23 protein-coding genes are annotated in these 20,951 nt (G+C 66.8%); 12 read left to right on the top strand and 11 right to left on the bottom strand.

What is annotated here, in order from left to right; genetic code table 11:
• Positions 1-210 precede the first annotated feature (210 nt).
• Positions 211-453 carry a hypothetical protein gene (locus IP69_RS20225; RefSeq protein ID WP_054144630.1) on the top strand — a complete coding sequence of 81 codons (243 nt, stop codon included), beginning with the start codon at positions 211-213 and terminating at the stop codon, positions 451-453.
• Between the two features lie 325 nt (positions 454-778).
• Positions 779-4,021, top strand: a complete 3,243-nt coding sequence (locus IP69_RS21580; RefSeq protein ID WP_082359497.1) for a PAS domain S-box protein — start codon at positions 779-781, stop codon at positions 4,019-4,021.
• A 201-nt stretch (positions 4,022-4,222) separates the two neighbouring features.
• On the opposite strand, the gene IP69_RS20215 is transcribed toward IP69_RS21580, so the two are convergent.
• On the bottom strand, positions 4,223-4,837 hold the full coding sequence (locus tag IP69_RS20215; RefSeq protein ID WP_054144629.1) for a heme-binding protein: 615 nt from the start codon (positions 4,835-4,837) through the stop codon (positions 4,223-4,225).
• A gap of 142 nt (positions 4,838-4,979) precedes the next feature.
• On the opposite strand from IP69_RS20215, the gene IP69_RS20210 reads away from it, so the two are divergent.
• Genes IP69_RS20210 through IP69_RS20200 form a run of 3 tightly spaced genes read left to right on the top strand, consistent with a single transcriptional unit; the run spans position 4,980 to position 6,542 of the window.
• Positions 4,980-5,687 carry a 3'-5' exonuclease gene (locus IP69_RS20210; RefSeq protein ID WP_054144628.1) on the top strand — a complete coding sequence of 236 codons (708 nt, stop codon included), beginning with the start codon at positions 4,980-4,982 and terminating at the stop codon, positions 5,685-5,687.
• 41 nt (positions 5,688-5,728) lie between these two features.
• Positions 5,729-5,962 carry a hypothetical protein gene (locus IP69_RS20205; RefSeq protein ID WP_156323580.1) on the top strand — a complete coding sequence of 78 codons (234 nt, stop codon included), beginning with the start codon at positions 5,729-5,731 and terminating at the stop codon, positions 5,960-5,962.
• Between the two features lie 46 nt (positions 5,963-6,008).
• The gene (locus IP69_RS20200; RefSeq protein ID WP_054144626.1) at positions 6,009-6,542 is read left to right on the top strand and encodes a hypothetical protein; all 534 of its coding nucleotides are present in this window, start codon (positions 6,009-6,011) and stop codon (positions 6,540-6,542) included.
• Between the two features lie 48 nt (positions 6,543-6,590).
• Here the strand turns inward: IP69_RS20200 and IP69_RS20195 are convergent, their stop codons facing one another.
• The 3 genes from IP69_RS20195 to IP69_RS20185 all read right to left on the bottom strand — a co-directional run bounded on the left by IP69_RS20195 (position 6,591) and on the right by IP69_RS20185 (position 7,923).
• Positions 6,591-6,932 carry a cytochrome c gene (locus IP69_RS20195; protein WP_054144625.1) on the bottom strand — a complete coding sequence of 114 codons (342 nt, stop codon included), beginning with the start codon at positions 6,930-6,932 and terminating at the stop codon, positions 6,591-6,593.
• A 38-nt stretch (positions 6,933-6,970) separates the two neighbouring features.
• Positions 6,971-7,393, bottom strand: coding sequence for a cytochrome c (locus IP69_RS20190; protein WP_156323579.1), 423 nt, complete (start codon positions 7,391-7,393; stop codon positions 6,971-6,973).
• Between the two features lie 125 nt (positions 7,394-7,518).
• Positions 7,519-7,923 carry a host attachment protein gene (locus IP69_RS20185; protein WP_054144623.1) on the bottom strand — a complete coding sequence of 135 codons (405 nt, stop codon included), beginning with the start codon at positions 7,921-7,923 and terminating at the stop codon, positions 7,519-7,521.
• Between the two features lie 260 nt (positions 7,924-8,183).
• Between IP69_RS20185 and pgm the strand changes: the two genes are divergently transcribed.
• Complete coding sequence (pgm, locus tag IP69_RS20180) at positions 8,184-9,833, top strand: phosphoglucomutase (alpha-D-glucose-1,6-bisphosphate-dependent) (RefSeq protein WP_054144622.1); 1,650 nt, start codon at positions 8,184-8,186, stop codon at positions 9,831-9,833.
• A 175-nt stretch (positions 9,834-10,008) separates the two neighbouring features.
• Here pgm and IP69_RS20175 read toward each other — a convergent pair whose 3' ends face one another.
• From IP69_RS20175 to IP69_RS20160, 4 genes are all read right to left on the bottom strand, one after another.
• Positions 10,009-11,124: a hypothetical protein gene (locus tag IP69_RS20175; protein WP_054144621.1), complete on the bottom strand. Its 1,116-nt coding sequence runs from the start codon at positions 11,122-11,124 to the stop codon at positions 10,009-10,011.
• A gap of 246 nt (positions 11,125-11,370) precedes the next feature.
• Entirely contained in the window at positions 11,371-11,814 is a 444-nt protein-coding gene (locus tag IP69_RS20170) for a hypothetical protein (RefSeq protein WP_054144620.1), read from the bottom strand.
• Positions 11,815-11,849: 35 nt separating this feature from the next.
• Entirely contained in the window at positions 11,850-12,314 is a 465-nt protein-coding gene (locus tag IP69_RS20165) for a hypothetical protein (RefSeq protein WP_054144619.1), read from the bottom strand.
• Positions 12,298-13,140, bottom strand: a complete 843-nt coding sequence (locus IP69_RS20160) for a hypothetical protein (RefSeq protein WP_156323578.1) — start codon at positions 13,138-13,140, stop codon at positions 12,298-12,300. The genes IP69_RS20165 and IP69_RS20160 overlap by 17 nt, the downstream gene beginning before the upstream one ends.
• A gap of 288 nt (positions 13,141-13,428) precedes the next feature.
• On the opposite strand from IP69_RS20160, the gene IP69_RS20155 reads away from it, so the two are divergent.
• Both IP69_RS20155 and cobF read left to right on the top strand, forming a co-directional pair.
• Positions 13,429-14,217: a VOC family protein gene (locus IP69_RS20155; RefSeq protein WP_054144617.1), complete on the top strand. Its 789-nt coding sequence runs from the start codon at positions 13,429-13,431 to the stop codon at positions 14,215-14,217.
• 105 nt (positions 14,218-14,322) lie between these two features.
• The gene (gene cobF, locus IP69_RS20150) at positions 14,323-15,090 is read left to right on the top strand and encodes a precorrin-6A synthase (deacetylating) (protein WP_054144632.1); all 768 of its coding nucleotides are present in this window, start codon (positions 14,323-14,325) and stop codon (positions 15,088-15,090) included.
• A 41-nt stretch (positions 15,091-15,131) separates the two neighbouring features.
• On the opposite strand, the gene IP69_RS20145 is transcribed toward cobF, so the two are convergent.
• On the bottom strand, positions 15,132-15,530 hold the full coding sequence (locus IP69_RS20145) for a cytochrome c family protein (RefSeq protein WP_054144616.1): 399 nt from the start codon (positions 15,528-15,530) through the stop codon (positions 15,132-15,134).
• A gap of 123 nt (positions 15,531-15,653) precedes the next feature.
• Positions 15,654-16,523: an alpha/beta fold hydrolase gene (locus IP69_RS20140; RefSeq protein ID WP_054144615.1), complete on the bottom strand. Its 870-nt coding sequence runs from the start codon at positions 16,521-16,523 to the stop codon at positions 15,654-15,656.
• A gap of 176 nt (positions 16,524-16,699) precedes the next feature.
• Between IP69_RS20140 and phnN the strand changes: the two genes are divergently transcribed.
• Positions 16,700-17,419 (top strand): phosphonate metabolism protein/1,5-bisphosphokinase (PRPP-forming) PhnN, encoded by a 720-nt coding sequence (phnN, locus tag IP69_RS20135; protein ID WP_248306914.1) that lies wholly within the window; start codon positions 16,700-16,702, stop codon positions 17,417-17,419.
• An 81-nt stretch (positions 17,420-17,500) separates the two neighbouring features.
• On the opposite strand, the gene IP69_RS20130 is transcribed toward phnN, so the two are convergent.
• Positions 17,501-18,001: an Lrp/AsnC family transcriptional regulator gene (locus IP69_RS20130; protein WP_248306913.1), complete on the bottom strand. Its 501-nt coding sequence runs from the start codon at positions 17,999-18,001 to the stop codon at positions 17,501-17,503.
• 229 nt (positions 18,002-18,230) lie between these two features.
• Here IP69_RS20130 and IP69_RS20125 point away from each other — a divergent pair, with 229 nt between their 5' ends.
• The 3 genes from IP69_RS20125 to IP69_RS20115 all read left to right on the top strand — a co-directional run.
• On the top strand, positions 18,231-19,460 hold the full coding sequence (locus IP69_RS20125) for a 3-methyl-2-oxobutanoate dehydrogenase (2-methylpropanoyl-transferring) subunit alpha (RefSeq protein ID WP_054144614.1): 1,230 nt from the start codon (positions 18,231-18,233) through the stop codon (positions 19,458-19,460).
• Positions 19,461-19,586: 126 nt separating this feature from the next.
• Entirely contained in the window at positions 19,587-20,603 is a 1,017-nt protein-coding gene (locus IP69_RS20120) for an alpha-ketoacid dehydrogenase subunit beta (RefSeq protein WP_054144613.1), read from the top strand.
• On the top strand, positions 20,603-20,951 hold a 349-nt coding region (locus tag IP69_RS20115; RefSeq protein WP_349236308.1), incomplete at its 3' end, for a biotin/lipoyl-containing protein. The genes IP69_RS20120 and IP69_RS20115, both read left to right, overlap by 1 nt.

The following is a 20,951-nucleotide window of genomic DNA, read 5'->3' as shown; positions in this document are numbered from 1 at the left end:
TCTATCCAGCTGAGCTACGGGCGCAATCCGTGCAAGGGCAATAGCCGATCGCGGCGCGCGGGGCAACGATGGATTTGCGCGGGTGGGATCCGCCGGACGGGCATCGATCACAGTTTCGAAGCGTGTCGGGCGCGCCGCGGGTGTGGCGGGCTCGGGAACAACTCCCGTCCGAATCGATTACGCAGATAACCTGGGTGAGGGAGGGCGCCAGTGCCGGATCGCCGCGACGCCGACCGTTTTCGGACCGTGCCTCTTCATGTGGCCCTGGGGGCGCTGCTGGGTGCCGCGACCTATCTGATCATCGTTGCTTTCGATATCGGTTTCGTGGGCAGCATGCTGGCGGCCGAAGCCGAGCAGACACAGCTTTTCCTGGTCATGCTGGGCATTTTTGTGGGCAATGGCGCTGTCGGTTCGGGCCTCACCGCCTTCTATTTGCTGGCGACGCAAGACTGATAGCGATCCGTATCCGAGTGGAGGAGGCGACGTCCGCGCGGCGCGACGGTGCCCGCCATACTATGCGCGCGAAGCGCAACACCAACAGGCCTCGCCCCCCGGTCCTCACCGGCATTCGGTCAATCGCCATCCCAGATCCGATGCGTTTGGCAGTGCCCGTCTCGCGGCCGCATGAGGAGTCCAGGATCGCCGGCATCGGAAAACGGCCTGTCGTCAACAGCCAGAGACGCAGTTTGGGTCTACTGCGCCAAACCAGGAGCCGTTGAAGAGCCGTTTGCTTTCGGCCATAAAATATAGTCTGGCTCAGTGGACGCTAAAACAGGTCATGACGATGGACAAGCCGGCGATTTACGACACGATTCAGGGTGAGCGTTTCGCTGCCATCGTCGAGCATTGCGAAGACGCGATCATCACTGTCTCCCCCAGCGGCATGGTGACCAGTTGGAACCTGGGCGCGACCAATCTGTTTGGCTACACCTCGGCCGAAATCGTGGGTCAGCCGATCACGCGCATCATCCCGGACGAGCACCACTCGAAGGCGGCCGAGGTCCTCAACCGAATCAACGCTGGCGAGATCGTCGGTCATTTCGAGACGCGGTGCCTGCGAAAGGATGGCGTCGCACGCGATGTCTCGCTGACGGTTTCGCCGATCAAGGGTGCGCAGGGCGAGGTCATCGGAGCGTCCAAGATCGCGCGCGATATCACACCGCGCAAGCGCGCCGAGGCTGCTCGCCAGAAGCTGATCGACTGCTCCCGCCTGGTCGGTCGGCCCTTTCTCGATTCCGTCGTGGAGGCGTTGGCCGAGGCGCTGGGCGTGCGCTGGGTCCTGCTTTGCGATCTGCATCCGAGCAATCCGGCTCGTGCGCGGGTCATCTCGGCCTGGAGCGACGGGCGGCCGCAGGACTATTTCGAGTATGATCTCGCTGGAACGCCCTGCGCCAACGTCCTTGGCAACGAGGTGTGTTTCTACCCGGCCCATGTTGCCGACCTCTTTCCCGATGATGCCCTGCTTTCCGAGATGGGAGTCCAAAGCTATCTGGGCGTGCCACTTCGCGCCGATGATGGCGGGACACTCGGCCTGCTCGCCGTTCTGAACGATCAACCGATCGATGCCTCGCTTCACCCCGAAGAAATCCTGGAGCTGTTCGCGGATCGCGTGGCCGCTGAGCTGCAGCGGCTGACGACCGCGTCCAGCAGCGAGCGCCTGGGTCGCATCGTGGAGGACGCGACCAGCGAAACCTATGTCTTCGACGCGAGGACCCTCAAATTCATCCTCGTCAACCGAGGGGCCCGAGAGAATCTCGGCTACACCATGGAGGAACTCGCCGCGTTAACACCCGTGGACATCAAACCCACTGTTTCCGATGCGCAGTTTGCCGAGATCCTGCAGCCCTTGCTGTCAGGCGAGAAGCCTTTCCAGAACTTCGAGACCGTTCACCGTCGCAAGGACGGCAGCTGCTACAACGTGTCCGTCAAGCTGCAGTTGCTCGAGGACGAAGCCCGCGCCGTTTTCTTTGCGGCGATCGAAGACATCACGGAACGCGAATCCGCGAACCGTGCGCTCAAGCAGGTTTCCCAGCGTCTCGATACGATCCTGACCAACACCACGATGGCCGTGTTCCTGATGGATGACCGGCAACAGTGCATTTATATGAACCTGGGCGCCGAGCGGCTCACCGGCTACCGTTTCGAGGAGACACAAGGTCGGCCCCTGCATGATGTCATCCATCATAGCTACCCGGATGGCCGCCCGTTCCCGCTGCATGAATGCGCCATCGATCGCGCCTTCCCGGAAGAGAACCAGGTCCAGGGCGAAGATATGTTCATCCATAAGGATGGCAGCTTCTATCCGGTCGCCTTCACGGCGAGCCCCATCCGTGACGAAACCGGATGCGCGATCGGCACGGTGATCGAGGCGCGGGACATCACCGCCGACCTCCTGGCTCGCCAGGCTATGGAGAACTTCAATGCCTCCTTGCAAAAACGCGTCGCGGAGGCCGTGGCGGAACGCGAGGCGGTCGAGGCACAGTTGCGCCAATCCCAGAAGATGGAGGCGATCGGCAAGCTGACCGGCGGCATTGCCCATGATTTCAACAATCTGCTGCAGGTCATCTCCGGTAACCTGCACCTTCTGACACGGGATGTTTCAGGAAACATCCGAGCCGAGCAGCGCGTCCAGAATGCGATTGCCGGGGTTGCGAGGGGGGCTCGGCTGGCCGCGCAACTTCTCGCTTTCGGTCGAAAGCAGCCATTGGCTCCAAAGCCCGTCAACATGGCACGCCTGTTGAGCGATATGGACGACCTTCTCCAGCGGGCGCTCGGGGAAGGGATCCAGATCGAAACGAGCGCGTCCGCTGGACTATGGAACACCTTCGTCGACGACACGCAGGTGGAGAACGCGATCTTGAACCTCGCGATCAACGCGCGAGATGCGATGGACGGGCACGGAAAGCTGACGATCGAAGCAAAAAACGCGATTTTGGACGAGCTGTATGCGCGTCAACATTCTGAAGTCACCCCGGGACCCTATGTCATGATCGCGGTGACCGATACCGGGAGTGGCATCCCTCGGGAGATCCTGGACCGGATCTTCGAACCGTTTTTCACGACCAAGCCACAAGGCAAGGGCACCGGGCTGGGACTGAGTATGGTCTATGGACTGGTCAAACAGTCCAACGGCCATATCAGCGTCTACAGCGAAGTCGGGCAAGGGACCACTGTTCGGATCTATCTGCCTCGGACCCAGCAGGACGAAGCACTCAGACCCATGAGTGAGATCGGGCCTGTTCGCGGAGGAACCGAGACGATCCTGATCGTGGAGGACGATGACGATGTCCGGACAACGGTCATCGAGCTTTTGTCGGAACTGGGGTATCGGGTGCTGAGGGCTCGGGACGCGTCGAGCGGGCTTGCCATCGTGGAAAGCGGTGTGCCAGTCGACCTGCTCTTCACGGATGTGGTGATGCCCGGGCCCCTGCAAAGCCGCGAGATGGCGTCGCGGGCGCAGGCGCTCATTCCTGGACTGGCTGTCCTCTTCACCTCTGGATACACGGAGAACTCGATCGTGCACGGCGGTCGCCTCGACGAGGCCGTGGAGTTCCTCAGCAAGCCTTACACCCGAGAGGAATTGGCCCGGCGGGTCCGGTCGTTGCTGGACGCAACATCGCCGACGAAGGAGCCGGCCCAAGAGGACGCCGGCTCAACACCAATCAAGCCCGTGAAACTGAACGTTTTGCTCGTCGAGGACGAGGCTCTGATCAGGATCGCGGCGGTGGATATGGTCGAGGATCTCGGACATGCGGTTTTTGAAGCGGGCTCGGCCGAGCAGGCCCTCGAAATTTTGCAAGCCAATCCGATCGATGTTCTCGTCACCGATCTGGGGTTGCCTGGTATTTCCGGGACTTCCCTGGTCTCGCAGGTCCAGGCCCGGTGGCCATCGATCCGGATCGTCATCGCGTCCGGCTTCGCGGAGCCAGCGGGTGACCGAGACGGAATTGGTCAGGACGTCATCTGGATTTCCAAGCCCTATCATTCCGGCAGTATTGCACGGGCGCTCCGAGGCCAGTGATCGCCTCGGCGCGCCATCAAAGGGATCCTTTCGGGCACTCTGATCAAGGACGCATCGGCGGCGCGGGATTGCCGGTGAAGCAAGGGCCCCGAGCGGCCGTGGTATCATGTTCGAAGCGTGTCGGGCTGCGCTTTGCGATGTGGCCGGGTCTCCATGCGGGATGAACCGCCGGTTGCTGGCGTCGTGGCAGCGCGCCGACCCTCAAGACCCCGCCACATCGAACAGGACCTCGTTGCGGCGGAAAGGACCCGGCGTCCACGGGTCGTTGTAATAGGCGTAGGTCGGCGCGCCCTGGATCGCGATCCCCGCTTTCGCGAGCCAGGCGCGCAGCTGCGCCTCGTTTTCCCCGATCAGACCGTCGGTCGCGACGCCCGAAAAGCGGATCGCGGCGCGGCGCGCGGCCGGAAGCGACAGCAGGCGGACATCGTCGCCGGCGGCGCGGGGCAGGGTCTCCAGCGTGTATTTAGCCGGCATGACGAAGCGGATCAGCCAGACCTGATCGGCGGCGGCGGCCGGCGTCTGCGTCACCGGGGCGGTCATGCTGACGGTCTCGCCCTCGCGGCTCCTGGCGAAGATGTAGCCGGCGAGCGGCGAGAAGCCGGCGCGCACAGCGGCCTGGCGGTCGCCGCGCCGCGTCACCTCCGCCACGACCAGCGCCGGATAATCGCGGATCTCGATGGCGCCGTCTTGCGTGACCGAGGCGTATTTCGGCTGCTCGACCGTGCTCACGAGGTAAAACCAGGCCCCGATGGCGATCGCGGCGAGGCCGACGAGCGTGCCCAGCCCCGTGAGAGCCAGCGTCTTGAAGGTCCACATCTATTGGTCCGCATGGGTGTGATGGCGCGTCAGCCGGAGAATGCCTGCAAGGCCGCAGCCTAGCACGGCTGGGATCGGCGGTCGCCGACCTGCTATCATAGCGGCGTTGAGTCGCCCCCCTGGGCTGCGGAGCCTTCGACCGTTGCAGAACATTCCCAAAGGCCGCTTCGTCGTTCTCGACTTCGAGACGACCGGCATCAGCCCGGCGCAGGGCGCCCGCATCATCGAGGTCTCGGCGCGCGAGGTCGTGGATGGCCGCGCGGGCGGCGAGTTCGCGACGCTGGTCGATCCGGGCGTGCGGGTGCCCTTCGAGATCACGCAGATCACCGGCATCACCACGAAGATGCTGGCGGGGGCGCCGCCATCGGAGGTGGCCATGGCGGGGCTGGCCGCCTTCATCGGCCCCTCCGCGATCGTGGCGCATAATGCCGGGTTCGACCGCCGCTTCCTCGAATATGAGGCCGGCGCGTTCCTAAGGGGCGCGCCGGTGCGCGCGCTGTGCACGCTGTTGCTGGCGCGCCGGGTCTATCCGGGGCTCAGCAGCTACAAGCTCGGCCGGCTGGTCGGCGAATTCGGGATCACCGCTGCCGGCGCGCTGCACCGGGCCAGCGCCGACACCTTCGTCACCGCGCATCTGTTCGACCGGATCTGCGCGGATGCCCGCGCGCGTTGCGCATCGCCCTGGGTCGATGACGACGTGCTGCACAAGCTCCAGCGCGTCAGGATCGCCAGCGCGCATGACTGGCTGGCGGCCTGGGGCAAGCCTGTCGGCGCCGCACTCGGTGCCGGGCCGGGCTTGCCTCGGCGCGACGGCGCGGACATCCTGATGTCGGCCGCCGCTACGGGGTGATCCGGGACGGCGACGACGACACAGAGCGGGGGGACGAAGCGATGGTGGCGAGCGATGGCGAGAAGGCGAGACTGGCGCTCGATGTCTTCGCCCATTTCGAGACCGAGCCGGGCGAGCTGCTGGCGGCGGGCAATCTGTTGTCGATCGCGGCGATGAATGGCTGGGAGACCACGGCAGTCGTGGCAAGCTACGAGCATGGCAAGACGCTGGGCTGGTTCGAGGACGGGCCCGACGGGACGGTCACGATCACGCCGGCGGGCCGGGCGCAGATCTGATCCAGGGCTTTGCGCATCGCCGTCGCGGCGCAAGACACAAAACGCCATGCCGAGCCTCGACGCCATTCCGCCCGCGATCCGGCGCGCGGCCTGCGCCTTTCACGAGGCCGGCCATATCGTCGTCGGCTGGCATCACCGCCGCACCATCAGCCATGCCTGGCTGCGGCCGCCGCACGGCGTCTCCGGCGAGACCTGCTTTATGCCCTATGCCCGCGATTTCCGGGCCGAGCGGGCCGTCGATCTGCGGCGCGCCGAGATCGAGATCACGATCCTCAGCGCCGGCCATTGCGGCGAGATGGTCTACTGGAACGAGGGGCCTGGGCTGAAATGGTACCCGGGCGAACTGCATTCGCATGAAGACGACGTCGCGCAGATGCAGCCCTTCATCGCCCTGCTGCAGCCGGCCGATGCCAGCCTTCTGCGCGCGCGCTGCGCGAGAGCCGCCACCGCCATCCTCTATCAGCCGGCGATGCGGGCAGCTTTGGCTCAGATCGCCGGCCGGCTGCGCGAGGCCGGCCGCATCGATTCAGACGAGGTCGAGGCTGCGATGAGCGCGGCGGGCGCGCAGCGGGAACGCTAGCGCGGGTTGAGTTGTCTCGGAAGCGCGATCTCATCCCGGCCTTGCGCCTCAGCGCGGCCGCAGGCTCAGGATATAGGCGATGACGTCGTCGGTCTCGGTCGGGGTGAGCTGGTAGCGCGGCATCTCGCCATGGGGCGTCTGCAGGAAGACGCGCAGCGACAGCGCGGTCAGCGAGGGCGTGTCGGCGACGGCGCGAAAGCCGGGCGGAACGCGGGCAGGATCGCCCGCGGCGCCGTCGATCTGGTGGCACTGGATGCACAGCGACGTGGCAACCTGCCGGCCGGCGCGTGCATCGCCCATCTCTTGGGCCTGCGCGCCGCCGGCGCCCAGCAGCAGGACGGCCAGCGCGGCGATCGGAGATCTTGGCCAGCCTATCGGGTTCGTGCGCATCGGTGGCTCCCTTTATGTCGCGACCGGCGCGCCTTGCGTCAGGACGCGGGCTTCCACCAGCGCGAAACGCGCCGGATATAGGCGACGAGCCCGTCGGTCTCGTGCTCGATCAGCTTGAATTCGGGCATGCCGGGATGGCGCACCACGGTTCCATCGATCAGGACCGGGGCCGGGTTGCCGTCGGGATAGCGCTCGGCGATCAGCGGAAAAGGCGGGGCCTTGGGATTGGGGCTTTCGCCGCTGGCCTCGATCGCATGACAGCCGCCGCAATGCTTCTGCGCCACCTGTTTGCCGATTGCCGCGCTCTCGGCATTGTCGGGCCGCTGCGCGTCCGCCGGCATGGCGAGGCCTGGCCCCGATGGCAGGGCGCAGGCGAGCATGGCGGCGCAGAACAGGGGGAAGCGGATCGCGCTGGCGATAGGACTGCAGGGGCCGCGCGCCTTGAACGTCATGCATGCCATGGTGAAGGTCCCGGAAGCGAAGTCACCGGGCCTTATGGGACATGTGCGAAAGCCCGGCGTTGATCAAGGTCAAGGCCGGGCTTCGGGGGTCGGATGGTGGCGCCAGCCTCAGCGCTGTCGAGAGATTACTTGTCCTGCAGGGCGGCCAGGAGTTCCGGCCCGCTCTTGCCGACAAGGTTCTTCGACAGCTCGGTGACCAGCGCCGCCTCGAGCTGCTTGTGATAATGGCGCCGCATCTCGCCCAGCGTGCGCGGCGAGGCGATTACCACGAGATGCTCGATCTTGTGGCCGGTGACCTGCTGGTTCAGCCAGGCGGTCGCCGCAGCGGCATGGGCGTCCTCGTCGATCTGGTGCCCGGTGGGGTTGGCGGAACTCGAATCGCGGCCGCCGCCGCCGGACCGGTTGTGCTCGTCGAGGTTAGGCGAGGGCATCGCGGCGAGCACCGGATCGGCCTCGTTGCCGCTGTTGCGAAAGAGCTCGAACTGCTTGCCGTCGACGAGAGCGATGACGGCGCCATGGGGGAGTTGCATTGCGGTTTCCTCGGCTGGGTAGAACCCGGAGCCCCGAGAGGGAGCCCGGAGACCTGCGCTGCTGTGATCACCAAACGCAGCCGGCGCCGCATTGATCCCGATCAAGCCCCGTTTGGCTTGCGAGAGACCCGTGCGGCCGCTCGACAGCCCCTGCCCCGGGCGCCTAACCTGCCCCTGCATTCGTCCGGCCCCCATGCTGGAACAGATGCTTCATCCGGGCGTCGTAGAAGCCGCGCACCGCTATGTTTCGAGGATCTGGAATGACGTCCACCATCAGCCCGCTCGCGGGCAAGCCGCTCGACCCCAGCCTGCTGGTCGACGTCGCCAAGCTGACGGAGGCCTATCGCGACCGGCCCGATCCGGCTCAAGCCTCACAGCGCGTCGCCTTCGGCACCTCGGGCCATCGCGGCTCGTCCTTCCTGCTCTCCTTCAACGAGGCGCATATCCTCGCGATCGCCCAGGCGATCTGCCTCTACCGTCGGGAGCACGGCATCGACGGCCCGCTCTTCCTGGGCATCGACACGCATGCCCTGTCGCGCCCCGCCTTCGAGACCGCGCTCGAGGTCTTCGCGGCCAATGGCGTCACGACGCTGGTCGATGCGGAGCTGCGCTTCACGCCGACGCCGGTGATCTCGCATGCGATCATCGGGCATAACCGCGGCCGCAGCTCAGGCCTGGCCGACGGCGTGGTGATCTCGCCCTCGCACAACCCGCCCGCCGATGGCGGTTTCAAATACAACCCGCCCCATGGCGGCCCGGCCGACACCGATGCCACCGGCTGGATCGAGCGGAAGGCCAATGCGCTGATCGAAGCCGGGCTCGCTGGCATCGCGCGCATGCCCTATGCGCGGGCGCTCGCCTCCGAGCATGTGCGCCGCCATGACTATCTGTCGGCCTATGTCGCAGAGCTTGCCACCGTCATCGACATGGAGGCGATCCGTGCGGCCGGGGTCAGCATCGGCATCGATCCGCTCGGCGGCGCCGGGCTCGATTATTACGCACCGATCATCGAGCGCTATCGCCTGAACGCCACTGTCGTCGACACCACGCTCGATCCGACCTTCGCCTTCATGCCCGCCGACTGGGACGGCAAGATCCGCATGGACTGCTCCTCGCCCTATGCGATGGTCAACCTGATCGGCATGAAGGACCGCTTCGACGTCGCCTTCGCCAACGACACCGACGCCGACAGGCACGGTATCGTCAGCCGCAGCGGCGGGCTGATGAACCCCAACCATTACCTCGCGGTGGCGATCGACTTTCTCTTCGCGCATCGCCCGGGCTGGCGCAGCGACGCCGCCATCGGCAAGACCATCGTCAGCAGCGCGATGATCGACCGTGTCGCGGCCCGGCTCGGGCGTCGGCTGGTCGAGGTGCCGGTCGGGTTCAAATGGTTTGTCGAGGGCCTGTCCGATGGCAGCTTCGGCTTCGGCGGCGAGGAAAGCGCGGGCGCCTCCTTCCTGCGACAGGACGGTACGAGCTGGACCACCGACAAGGACGGGCTGATCCTCGGCCTGCTCGCGGCCGAGATCACCGCCAAGACCGGCTCGGACCCGGGCCAGCGCTATGTCGCGCTGACGCAGGAACTCGGTGCGCCGCTCTATGCGCGCATCGATGCGCCCGCCAGCCGCGAGCAGAAGGCCGTGCTGAAGACGCTGTCGCGCCAGCAGATCGCGACGGACACGCTGGCCGGCGAGCCGATCACCGCCGTCCTCAACGAGGCGCCCGGCAATGGCGCGGCGATCGGCGGCGTCAAGGTTGTGACGGCTGAGGGCTGGTTCTGCGCCCGGCCGTCGGGCACGGAGGAGGTCTACAAGATCTACGCCGAAAGCTTCCGCGACGCGGCCCATCTGCGCCAGATCCAGGACGAGGCGCAGGCGATCATCAACGCTGCTTTCGCGGCGGCGTGAGCGCGGTCCGCTTGCCCCGGAAACACTGAGTCATCCCGGATAAGCCGCGTGGCGGCGCCGATCCGGGATCCACCACGGGGCTGGACGGTGCTCGATGATGGATGCCGGCGCTCCGCTTCGCTGCTGCCGGAATGACGCCGTCGCTTAATCGAGGCGGTGCACCTGCGCGGGCATCTTAGTCCGTGTCGCCCACAGCCTTGCGCTTTCGAGGCGCGTCATGGGCATCCGGCGAAGCGGCATCCGCCGCTTCGCGGTGGCGCGACATGGCGTCAATCAGTTGGCGGTTGGACTGCTCCAGCGTCCCGACATGGTCGATGTGGTGGCGCAGATCGGTGCGCAGCTGCTGGTTCACGCCGGTCAGGAAATCGGCCTTGGACTGCAGGGCCGAGAGCTTGATCTCGAGATCGTAGACACGCTTGTCGCGCTGGCCGAGATCCTCGCTCAGTCGGCGCTCGCGCTCGGCGGCGGCCAGGGACTGGGCTTCCAGCTCCTTGATCGTCTGCAGCGCGGTGGTGATGCGGGCCTGGGCCTGGCCCGCTGCCTCGTTGGCGGCCTCGCGCTCACCGCTCATCTTTTCGGCCAGGGCGGCGATGTCGCGTTGCAGGCGTTCGTTCTCGCCCGTGGCCGCCACGATATCCGAGCGCAGCATCGCGATTTCGCGCGACAGGTTCTGCACCGCCGCCGATTTCTCGAGCAGCTTCTGCTCGACGACCTGCCGCTCCTCGGACAGGCGCTGGACCCGCGAATCGGTGCTGGACAGCTTCTGCAGCAGCCCATTGATCTCGCCTTGCACCCGGCCATGCTCGGCTTCGAGCGCCGCCAGCGAGCCCTGCGCTTGGTCGAGCGCGGCGCGGCTGCGGTGAAGCTCCTCCTCATAGCGCATCGCCAGCGGGCGATAATGCCCGAGCTCCTTGTGCAGCCCGCTGATCTCGCGGTCCTGGCGATGGCAGACGCTGCTGAGCTCCTCGATCTGGGCGGCCTGCTCCTGCGAGGTCTGGATGAATTTCGGCAGGATCTGCTGCATCGTCGCGGTGCGCGTCATCAGCAGATCGAGCTGGAGCGACCAGTTGGCGATCTTGGCGAATTCGGTTTGCAGTTCGAGGGACTGATCGCTGATCGCAGCCATCAGCTGGCCGACCTCGTGCGAGCTGCCGAGTTTCGGCGCGGCTTCCGGCGGCTTTTGCGGCGGCTCGCCGGGCTCGTTGGCCAAGCTGTCCAGCGCGGCGAAGGCCGCCGGCACGGTCGAGGCCTGCGGCAGGCGCAGGTCCTGATCCTCGCCGCGGCCGCCCATGAGACGCCTCAAACCTGAACCGATCATCGAAAGCCACCCCACCCTGCCCCCGCTGAAGCAGGGCGCATCGTTGCCGGCAGCCTGATCGCGGGACGGTCGAGGCTGCGCGAGAAGCGATGCGACAGCAGAAGGTGCGGCGTGACCCATGGCAACAGCTCAGCGCCGGCGACGTCGAGTTGCAAACAACTTCTTTTGGCCACAGCGTCAGGCCGCTGCAGATCGCCCGCTGCCCGACGATGCCGGGGGTCAGCCCTGGCGCCCCGCCGGCCCTGCCTTGCGCAGCTTCAGCTCGAGCATGTAGGCGCGCTGGACGGCCTCGCGCTCGCGCAGCAGGGCCTTCTCCAGCACCTGCTGCTGGGTCTGCAGGACCTCGTTGGCCTGACCCAGCATCGCCTCGGCTTTGCGGGCGCGCTGGCTCCAGTCGTTCTTCTCGCGGGCAAGCGCGGCGATCTCGCCCTGAAGCTGCGATTTTTCGCCTTGCGCATCGCGCAGCGAGTTCCGGGCCTTCTCGATGATCGTCAGCATCTGCAGTTGCAGCGTCTCGAAAGCCGTGCCCGCCCCCTGCACCAAAGCCAGGGTGTCCTGAGGATGCGGGCGGCCGACGCTGCGGCGCAACAGGAGCCGCGGCTGAGCCGAAGACGCCTCCGGCGTGGCCAGCTCCTGAACCTGCCGTCCCGGAGTCCGGAGCATGGCCCGGCTGAGACTGGGAGCATCCTGCGCCACGGTCAGCCGCGCGACTGCGGGCGGCTGGCCGGAGAGAACGACGTCGTGACCGCATCGTGCAGGCGGGCAAGCCAGCCTTCGGCTTCCAGCGCGCGCGCCTCGGCCTGGCGCGCCCGCTCCTCAGAGCGCCAGAGCAGTTCATTGGCGGTGGCGATCTGGGCCTCAAGCTCGCGCATGTTGGAGGCCGCCTGCGCAATCGTCTGCTGCAGCCGCTCTTCGAGCTGCGTGTAGCGCAGATCGTTGATGCGAAGCGCTTCGCTGGTTTCCTCGATCAGCGCCAGCGCCGAAGGCCAGTCGCGCTGCGGCGGGGTCGGCGCGACGGGCGCCGGGGCTATCCTGACAGGCTCCTGAGACGGAGCGGTCGGGAAAGCCATGACCTTTTCGGACGCATTCAGAAACTGTTCCGAGGTCGGGATGCTCTGACGCAGGGTGGTGACCGTGGCGAGGTCGCTAATTGCAGGCTGCATGGAGGTGCTCCGTGAGAGCCGGACAGGGTGGCGGTAGCGGCGCATCCTGTTCGAGGGGTTGGGGACGTGGCTGGGCGGGCAAATTCGGGGCTACGGCCGAGGATATGACAACGATGGCTGAGGGGCGGTGCTGCGCGATCCGCGCATCGAGCGGCCGGCCGGCCGCCGATTGCAGGTGAAGGTACTCGTGCAGCGCACGCCGATTGGCACGGGCGAGGTCGAGCGCGCGCTCGAGCAGGAACTTGTCGCGGCGCTCGCTTTGCAGGTTTTCCTCCAGGCGCAGGCATTCGCCCTGGAGCGCGTCAGACGCGCAACCATGCTTCGTCCGCGCTGCGCGCAGCTCGGCCTCGACGGCCGCGCCGGCGCCTTTCAACTGCTCGATCTCGGCGACCCGGCTCGCGAGAGCCGCACCGAGCGTGGCGATCTGATGAGCCTGCCTGGCTTTTTCGAGCGCGGCCTCATGCAGAGCCTGCTTCATCCGCCCCAGATCGGCAGCTGCATGCTGACGCTGCTCATCGGCCACAACCATCGTCTCGCGGTGGCGATCGAGAGCGCGTTCGGCCACGGCCAGCGCCGCCTGGGCCTGACGGGCATGCAGCCGCTCCGCATCCAGCAGAGTTTCCATGGCCGCCAGGCGGCCGAGCGCGGCATCCAGCCGCAGCTGGAGAAAGCCCTGCCGCGCGAGCGACAAGCGGTGTTCAGGGTCGATCTCGGGCCCGATATGAGGCTCGCCCGGGCGCGATGGCGTATCGGACTGGAAGCACGCGCCCCCGTGCGCCGACGTAACCAGCCATTCGTTCGAACCGGCGACGGGAAGGGCGTTCAAGTGGTGCCTCGAGGCGTGCGCCTGTGGAAATTCGGGAACGCCAACGCGAATCAGTCGATCAAGTTATCTATCCTTAATTTTACGTATCAAGCGCCGATTTCGCCGGCTAGCTGCCGTCATGCCGGCCCGACCGGATTTCTGGGGGTTTCCTTGCGTCAATCGACCTCCGTCACACGCAGTTGGTACATCCCGGCAATGCGCGTGCCCGGCTTGCCGCGCGGGCCTTTTGGACCGACGCGTGGGGCGGACTTATCAGCCAGTTCTGTCTTGCCCCCTCAGGAGCCGCGCATGCCTCAGTCGATCGACCACATCGTCATCGCGGTTTCCGATCTCGACCGGGCGACGGCCGATTACATCGCGCTTGGCTTCACCGTGCTGCCGGGGGGCGCGCATCCGCGGGGCTCGCGCAACGCGCTGGTCGTGCTGGGGGACGGAGCCTATCTCGAGATCATCGCCTTTTCCCGGCCGGTTTCCGGTTTTCGCTGGTGGGAGGTGCTGGACCGAGCGGGCAGCGGCCTTGTCGATTACGCCGTACTTCCCGCCGTGACGCTCGATGCCGATCTGGCGCAAGCCCGGGCGGGCGGCATCACCATCGAAGGGCCGATCGCAGGGGAACGGCTGCAATCGGACGGCACCCGCATCGCCTGGCGTTCGGCCCGCCCACCCGAGCCCGACATCCCGTTCATCTGCGAGGATGTGACGCCGCGGGCGCTGCGCGTGCCCCAAGGCGAGGCGCGCCGCCATGCCAATGGCGTCACCGGAATCGCCGGCATCACAGTGGCGGTGCGCGATCTCGCGACCTCGGTTGCACGCTACCAGGCCCTGACGGGCCTCGAACCCGTCACCTGCGGGACAATCGCGGGCCTTGGTCTTCGCCTCGCCCAATTCCGGCTTGGTCGTCAGGTGCTGTCGCTGATGCAGGCCGAAGGCAACGGCGAAAATAGCGGGGAGTTGGCGCGGCATCTGCGCGATCGTGGGCAGGGAGCCTATGCGATCGCCTTCTTCGGGCCCGCGGAGCGCCGCCTCGACCCCGCCCTGAGCCATGGCGCGAAGCTGGAAATCGTGCCTGACCTCTGAGAGCCCGCTCCTGCCGGCATCGCGGCTGCGCGGACGCATGCTATGGGCACGCAAACGGCGCGGCTGGGCCTGGAGGTCGGCGACGGTGAGCGGGGGTCTGGCGTGATACGGAAATTGTTGATCATCGGCATCGGCGCCGGCGACCCGGACCATCTGACGGTCCAGGCGATCAAGGCGCTGAACCGGGCCGATGTCGTCTTCCTGCCCGACAAGGGCGAGGAGAAGGCGGCGTTGCGCCATCTGCGCGAAGAGATCTGCGCGCGCTTCATCGAGAAACCCTATCGCACGGTGACCATCGAGACCCCGCAGCGCGCTGCCGCCGGGAGCGATTATCGCGGCGTGGTCGTCGACTGGCATGCGCGCATCGCTGCCCTTTACGCGCGCCGCTTCACCGAGGATCTGGCGGAAGGCCAGTGCGGGGCCCTGCTCGTCTGGGGGGATCCGGCGCTGTACGACAGCACGCTGCGCATCGTCGAGCGCGTGCGCGCGGGGGGCCTGGCGATCGACTGGGAGGTGATCCCCGGCATCAGCAGCGTCCAGGCGCTGGCGGCGCGCCACAAAATCGCGCTCAACCGAATCGGCGAACCGGTGCTGATCACCACCGGGCGCAAGCTGGCGGGCGGCTTCCCGGCCGGGCAGGACAGCGTTGTCGTGATGCTCGATGGCGAGCAGACGTTTGCGCGAATTCCTGCCGAAGACCTCGAGATCTATTGGGGCGCCTATCTCGGCACCGCCGAAGAAATCCTGATCGCCGGGCGTCTCGCCGATGTGGCCGGCGAGATCGAGGCGGCCCGCAGCCAGGCGCGTGAGCGCCATGGCTGGATCATGGACATCTACCTGTTGCGCCGCCGGCCGGCTGCCACCGAAGCTTGAGGCCGGCGGGCGCGCTTGCGATCAAAGCCTGAGATACGGGCTCAGAGCTTCTTGCCGTCCTTGCCGAACTGCTTGAGGAAGGCGGTGAGATCGCCGATCTCCTTCTCGTTCTTGATGCCGGCGAAGACCATCTTGGTGCCGGGAATCTTCGCCCGAGGGTCCTTGATGTATTCGGCGAAGACCGCCTCGTCCCAGGTGATGCCGGAATTCTTGTTGGCCGCCGAATAGCTGTAGCCCTCGACCGTGCCGGCGGTGCGCCCGAACAGGCCGTTCATCTGCGGGCCGACGATGTTCTTGGCACCCTCGCCGATCTGATGGCAGGCGCGGCACTTGTTCCAGGCGCGTTCGCCGGCCGCGACATCCTGCGCGGACACGGGCAAGGCGGCGATGACGGGGGCGATCAGGGCTGTCAAAAAAGCGAAACGGGCAACGGCGTGCATGGAGTGACCTCGCTGGGCAGAGCTCGACGGGACTGCGGCGAGCCTGGAACTGCCATAGATCAAAGGCGGGCGCTGCCTAGGGGCCAATTCGACGCGGGAGCGAGCGACGCGGCCGCCGCGCCCTCAGAGCTGCCCGATCCATTCGGCGATCGTGGCGGTGAAGGCGTCGGGCCGCGAGACCGGGAACAGATGGCCGCCGCTGTCGAGCATGGTCTTGGCGCAGCCGGGAAGCGCCGCGGCGAGCTCCTCCTGCAGGAAGGCCGGCACCACCATGTCGTCGCGCGCGCCCAGGACGAGGATCGGCATGGCGCGCGACCCTGCGAGCGTCCCGGCCAGCGCCGTGCCATCGAAGGCGAGAAGCGCGTCGATGCGCTCGCACATCACCGCCTGCGCCTGCTCCGTCAGCGGCGCGGCCTCCACCGCGGCCTCGAAGACGTGCCAGTTCGCCTCGATCCAGGCCGGAGGATAGGCACACAGCACCGAGCTGGCGGCATAGGCCTGCGGATGGCTCGCGATGAACGTGCGGCGTGCGCCGAAATAGCCGGCCATATAGCGGCTCGGCTTCAGCCAGCCGCCGCTCAGAATGAGGCCGTCGATGCGCCCGGGGGCCTGACTGGCAAGGGTCTGGGCTGCAAGAGCCTGGCCTGCGAAAGCCTGGGCGATGCAGCCGCCGGTCGAATGGCCGAGCACCACGGCGCTGTCGGCTCCGGCCGCGTCGAGCACATGCAGGCAGTCCTGCGCCAGCTCGTCGATGGTGCAAGGCGCCGTGCCGCGCGTGCTGGCCCCGATGCCGCGCTGGTCGAAGCGGATGACGCGAAAGGAGCGCGATAGCGTCGCGGCGATGTCCGTCCAGAACGCGGCACTCCCGCCGAGCCCGCTGACCAGCAGAAGCGTCCGCCCCTGCCCTTCGCAGAAGACCTTCAGGGTCGCACCATCGCCGACGGCCACCTCGAGCGCGGCCGGACGGGACAGGTCGCTCTGGTCTTGGATCATGGACAACCCCTCCCTTTCGGCGCGGCGGCTCTTCTGGCCGTCGCCTGTAGAGGATGGCTCAGGTGGGATGCGGCCGCCATGGCCGCAATGACGGGGGCGAGACGCGGTCGGCGCAGGGCGGCCGCGGTTTGAACCCATGCATCGTCGATGCGACCCATCAGGGATGGCCGCGGCAGGTGTTGGCGACCCCGGTTTTGACGTCGGGGGCGTCGGGCCGGGTTGAGGCCCTCGACGGCATCCGCTACGAGGGCGGCGCGAGCCCGATCAGACGACAACAGGTCGACGAGAACGACATGCGGCCAGGCATCCTCTTCGTCGTCGTCGGGCCCAGCGGGGCCGGCAAGGACACGCTGATGGAGGGCGCACGCGCGGCGCTGGCCGCAGGCGGCCGCTTCGGCTTCGCCCGGCGCCTGATCACCCGGCCGGCCGATGCCGGCGGCGAGGACCACGAGGCGATCGACGAGGCAGGTTTTGCCGCGCTGGCGCAATCTGGCGGGCTGCTGGTGTCATGGACGGCACACGGCCTGCATTATGGCCTGCGCGCCTCCTTGCGCGACGAGCTCGCGGCCGGCCGGCATATCCTCGCCAATGGATCGCGCGGCGTGCTGGAGACGCTGGCGGCGGCTGTCCCGCGGCTGATCATCGTTCATGTGACCGCCTCGCCAGCGATACTTGCCGCGAGGCTGGCCGCACGCGGCCGCGAGACGGCCGCCGATATCGCGGCACGGCTTTCGCGCCAACCGCCGCAATGGCCGCCGGGCATCGCGACGATCACCGTCGAGAACAACGGCGCCGTCGCGGAGGGTGTCGCGCGGATGGTCGCCGCGATCGACGCAGCCACGCGCGATCCCGCCGCGGCGATTGCGAGGGACCACGCAATGGGTACTGATTCGTGACGATGCGCCTTCAGACCACACCCGTCATCCTGGGCGGCCGCAGGCCAGGATGACGGGCGCTTCCAAATCTGCTCGACCCCCTCACGGCCTCGGCATTTTCAGCGGGTCGATCGAGATCGCGCGCTTGAGTGTGCGCAGACCGAAGGTCGTGCGGGTCTGGCGGATGCCGGGGATGCGGTAGAGCGTCTCGCGCAGGAAGCGCTCGTAATGGTCGGTGCCGCTGACCACGACCTTGACGAGATAGTCGTATTCGCCGGTCACCAGATAGGCCTCGACGACCTCGGGAATCCGCGTCAGCGCCTCGCCGAAATGGTCGAGGATCTTGTCGTCATGCTTGTCGAGCGTGATCTCGACGAAGACGACATTGCCGAATCCGAGCGCCTTCTGGTCGAGCACCGCGACATATCGCTCGATCGCGCCGCTCTCTTCCAGCCGCTTCACCCGCGTCCAGCAGGGCGAGGGCGAGAGCCCGACCTTGTCGGCGAGCGCGTTGACGGTCAGACGGCCGTCCTCCTGCAGCGCGGAGAGAATCCGCAGATCGGTCTGGTCCGGTTCGTCGCTACGCTTGCTGCGCGGTATCACGGGAAATCATCCTGCAGAACAGTCATTCGACAGATGTTATTTCCAGAGACGGTTCCGCACGCAACCAATTTCGATAGAAACCGTTTTTTAAGCCGGGGTAGCCTGACGGCAAGAGGGAGGCGTCGCAGATAGCGACTGAAAGCCCCGCAGGAACAGGACGGCTTGCCCTCCGGGGCAGACAACGGAATGCTGGCTTCCCGGACGACAGGGCGGATCAGGGACGGAGCGCATGACCGAGACACCCCTTCGCTTTCACGTGCCGCAGCCGGTGAGCCGCCCGGGCGAGCAGCCCGACTTTTCCCATGTCGTGATCCCGAAGGCCGGCACGGTCGAGCGCCCGCCTGTCGATGTCGACCCCAAGGACATCCGGGAACTGGCCTATTCAATCATTCGCGTGCTCGACCGCGAGGGGCAGGCGGTGGGCCCCTGGGTGCCCGATCTCAGCCCCGACGAGCTGATCCGGGGCCTGCGCCACATGATGACGCTGCGGACCTTCGACGCCCGCATGCAGATGGCCCAGCGCCAGGGCAAGACCTCGTTTTACATGCAACACACCGGCGAAGAGGCGGTGAGCTGCGCCTTCCGGATCGCGCTGTCGGATGGCGACATGAACTTCCCGACCTATCGCCAGGCCGGGCTGCTGATCGCGCATGAGTACCCTCTGGTCGACATGATGTGCCAGATTTACTCCAATGGTCGCGACCCGCTGAAGGGCCGCCAGCTGCCGGTGATGTACTCCTCGAAGGAGCACGGCTTCTTCTCGATCTCCGGAAATCTGACGACGCAGTTCGTCCAGGCGGTGGGCTGGGCGATGGCCTCGGCGATCAAGGGCGACACGAAGATCGCCGCCGCCTGGGTCGGCGACGGCTCGACGGCGGAATCGGATTTCCACGCCGCGCTCGTCTTCGCCTCGACCTACAAGGCGCCGGTCGTGCTCAACGTCGTCAACAACCAGTGGGCGATCTCGACCTTCCAGGGCATCGCGCGCGGCGGCTCGGGCACTTTCGCGGCGCGGGGCTTAGGCTTCGGCATTCCCGCGCTGCGGGTCGACGGCAACGACTACCTCGCGGTCTATGCCGTGGCGCAATGGGCGATCGAGCGGGCGCGGCGCAATCTCGGGCCGACGCTGGTCGAATACGTCACCTACCGCGCCGGCGCGCACTCGACCTCGGACGACCCGTCCGCCTATCGCCCCAAGCAGGAATCCGATGGCTGGCCATTGGGTGATCCGCTTGTGCGTCTCAAGGAGCATCTGATCGCGGTCGGTGCCTGGAGCGAGGAGCGCCATATTCAGACGCAGGCCGAGATCCTGGAGACGGTGATCGCTGCGCAGAAGGAGGCCGAAAGCTTCGGCACGCTGCATTCCGGCGGCAAGCCCTCGGCCCGCGACATGTTCGAGGGCGTCTATGCCGAGCTGCCGCCGCATCTGCGCCGCCAGCGCCAGCAGCTGGGGGTGTGACGCCATGCCTGGCCGCAGAAAACACGCCGTCATTGCGAGGAGCGCAGCGACGAAGCAATCCAGGGGGACGTCGAGCGGGCCGGCTGGATTGCTTCGCTTCGCTCGCAATGACGGGAGGAGCATCTCATGCCCCGCATGACGATGATCGAGTCGATCCGCTCCGCCATGGACGTCTCGATGGGCCGCGACGAGAATGTCGTGGTCTATGGCGAGGATGTCGGCTTCTTCGGTGGCGTCTTTCGCTGCACCCATGGGCTGCAGCAGAAATACGGCGTCAATCGCTGTTTTGATGCCCCGATCAGCGAGGCCGGCATCGTCGGTACGGCGATCGGCATGGCGGCCTACGGCCTGCGACCCTGCGTCGAGATCCAGTTCGCCGACTACATGTACCCGGCCTATGACCAGATCGTCTCGGAGGCTGCGCGGCTGCGCTACCGCTCGAACGGCGATTTCACCTGCCCGATCGTGATCCGCATGCCGACCGGCGGCGGCATTTTCGGCGGCCAGACCCACAGCCAGAGCCCCGAAGCCCTTTTCACCCATGTCTCGGGTCTGAAGACCGTGGTGCCGTCGAACCCCTATGACGCCAAGGGCCTGCTGATCGCGGCGATCGAGGACCCCGACCCGGTGATCTTCCTCGAGCCCAAGCGGCTCTATAATGGCCCCTTCGACGGTCATCACGATAGGCCGGTCACGCCCTGGTCGAAGCATGAGCTCGGCGAGGTGCCAGAGGGGCATTTTGCCCTGCCGCTCGGCAAGGCCGCGATCCGCCGCGAAGGATCGGCGGTCACCATCATCACCTACGGCACCATGGTCCATGTCGCCGAGGCGGTGGCGCAGGAGACCGGCATCGATGCCGAGGTGATCGATCTGCGCAGCCTGGTGCCGCTCGATCTCGACACGATCACGGCCTCCGTCGCCAAGACCGGGCGCTGCATGGTTCTGCACGAAGCGACGCTGACCTCGGGCTTCGGCGCCGAGCTGACCGCACTGGTGCAGGAGACCTGCTTTTATCACCTCGAAGCCCCGGTCAGGCGCGTCGCGGGCTGGGACACGCCCTATCCGCATGCCCAGGAATGGGCCTATTTCCCCGGCCCGGCCCGCGTCGGCCAGGCGCTTCGCGAGATCATGGAGAGCCGCTGATGACTGAGCGCATCATCAAGCTGCCCGATGTCGGCGAAGGCATCGCCGAGGCCGAGCTGGTCGAATGGCACGTCAAGGTCGGCGACATCATCCGCGAGGACGATCTGCTCGCCGCCGTGATGACCGACAAGGCGACCGTCGAGATCCCCGCGCCCGTCGATGGGGAAGTCACCTGGATCGGCGCCGAGATCGGCGACACGGTCGCGATCGGCTCGCCGATCGTGAAGCTCAAGGTCGCGGGTGAGGCGGGGGTCGCGGAGACGAGCCTCGAGGACGAACCCGAAGACCCTGAGCCCGCGGACAAGCCGGCCGCATCCGAGGCGAAGCCCGCGTCGGCGGCCGCCGTAC

The organism is Allobosea sp. AAP35 (assembly GCF_001295925.1).
Lineage (GTDB): Bacteria > Pseudomonadota > Alphaproteobacteria > Rhizobiales > Beijerinckiaceae > Allobosea.
This window is presented reverse-complemented; position numbering and strand designations above follow the sequence as displayed.

Excerpts from the sequence above, each read along its gene's own strand:
- IP69_RS21580 (WP_082359497.1), top strand. The coding sequence starts at position 779 with ATGACGATGGACAAGCCGGCGATTTACGACACGATTCAGGGTGAGCGT.
- IP69_RS20215 (WP_054144629.1), bottom strand. The coding sequence starts at position 4,837 with ATGTGGACCTTCAAGACGCTGGCTCTCACGGGGCTGGGCACGCTCGTC.
- IP69_RS20205 (WP_156323580.1), top strand. The coding sequence starts at position 5,729 with ATGGTGGCGAGCGATGGCGAGAAGGCGAGACTGGCGCTCGATGTCTTC.
- IP69_RS20200 (WP_054144626.1), top strand. The coding sequence starts at position 6,009 with ATGCCGAGCCTCGACGCCATTCCGCCCGCGATCCGGCGCGCGGCCTGC.
- IP69_RS20195 (WP_054144625.1), bottom strand. The coding sequence starts at position 6,932 with ATGCGCACGAACCCGATAGGCTGGCCAAGATCTCCGATCGCCGCGCTG.
- IP69_RS20190 (WP_156323579.1), bottom strand. The coding sequence starts at position 7,393 with ATGGCATGCATGACGTTCAAGGCGCGCGGCCCCTGCAGTCCTATCGCC.
- IP69_RS20185 (WP_054144623.1), bottom strand. The coding sequence starts at position 7,923 with ATGCAACTCCCCCATGGCGCCGTCATCGCTCTCGTCGACGGCAAGCAG.
- pgm (WP_054144622.1), top strand. The coding sequence starts at position 8,184 with ATGACGTCCACCATCAGCCCGCTCGCGGGCAAGCCGCTCGACCCCAGC.
- IP69_RS20175 (WP_054144621.1), bottom strand. The coding sequence starts at position 11,124 with ATGGGCGGCCGCGGCGAGGATCAGGACCTGCGCCTGCCGCAGGCCTCG.
- IP69_RS20170 (WP_054144620.1), bottom strand. The coding sequence starts at position 11,814 with ATGCTCCGGACTCCGGGACGGCAGGTTCAGGAGCTGGCCACGCCGGAG.
- IP69_RS20165 (WP_054144619.1), bottom strand. The coding sequence starts at position 12,314 with ATGCAGCCTGCAATTAGCGACCTCGCCACGGTCACCACCCTGCGTCAG.
- IP69_RS20155 (WP_054144617.1), top strand. The coding sequence starts at position 13,429 with ATGCCTCAGTCGATCGACCACATCGTCATCGCGGTTTCCGATCTCGAC.
- IP69_RS20145 (WP_054144616.1), bottom strand. The coding sequence starts at position 15,530 with ATGCACGCCGTTGCCCGTTTCGCTTTTTTGACAGCCCTGATCGCCCCC.
- IP69_RS20140 (WP_054144615.1), bottom strand. The coding sequence starts at position 16,523 with ATGATCCAAGACCAGAGCGACCTGTCCCGTCCGGCCGCGCTCGAGGTG.
- IP69_RS20125 (WP_054144614.1), top strand. The coding sequence starts at position 18,231 with ATGACCGAGACACCCCTTCGCTTTCACGTGCCGCAGCCGGTGAGCCGC.
- IP69_RS20120 (WP_054144613.1), top strand. The coding sequence starts at position 19,587 with ATGCCCCGCATGACGATGATCGAGTCGATCCGCTCCGCCATGGACGTC.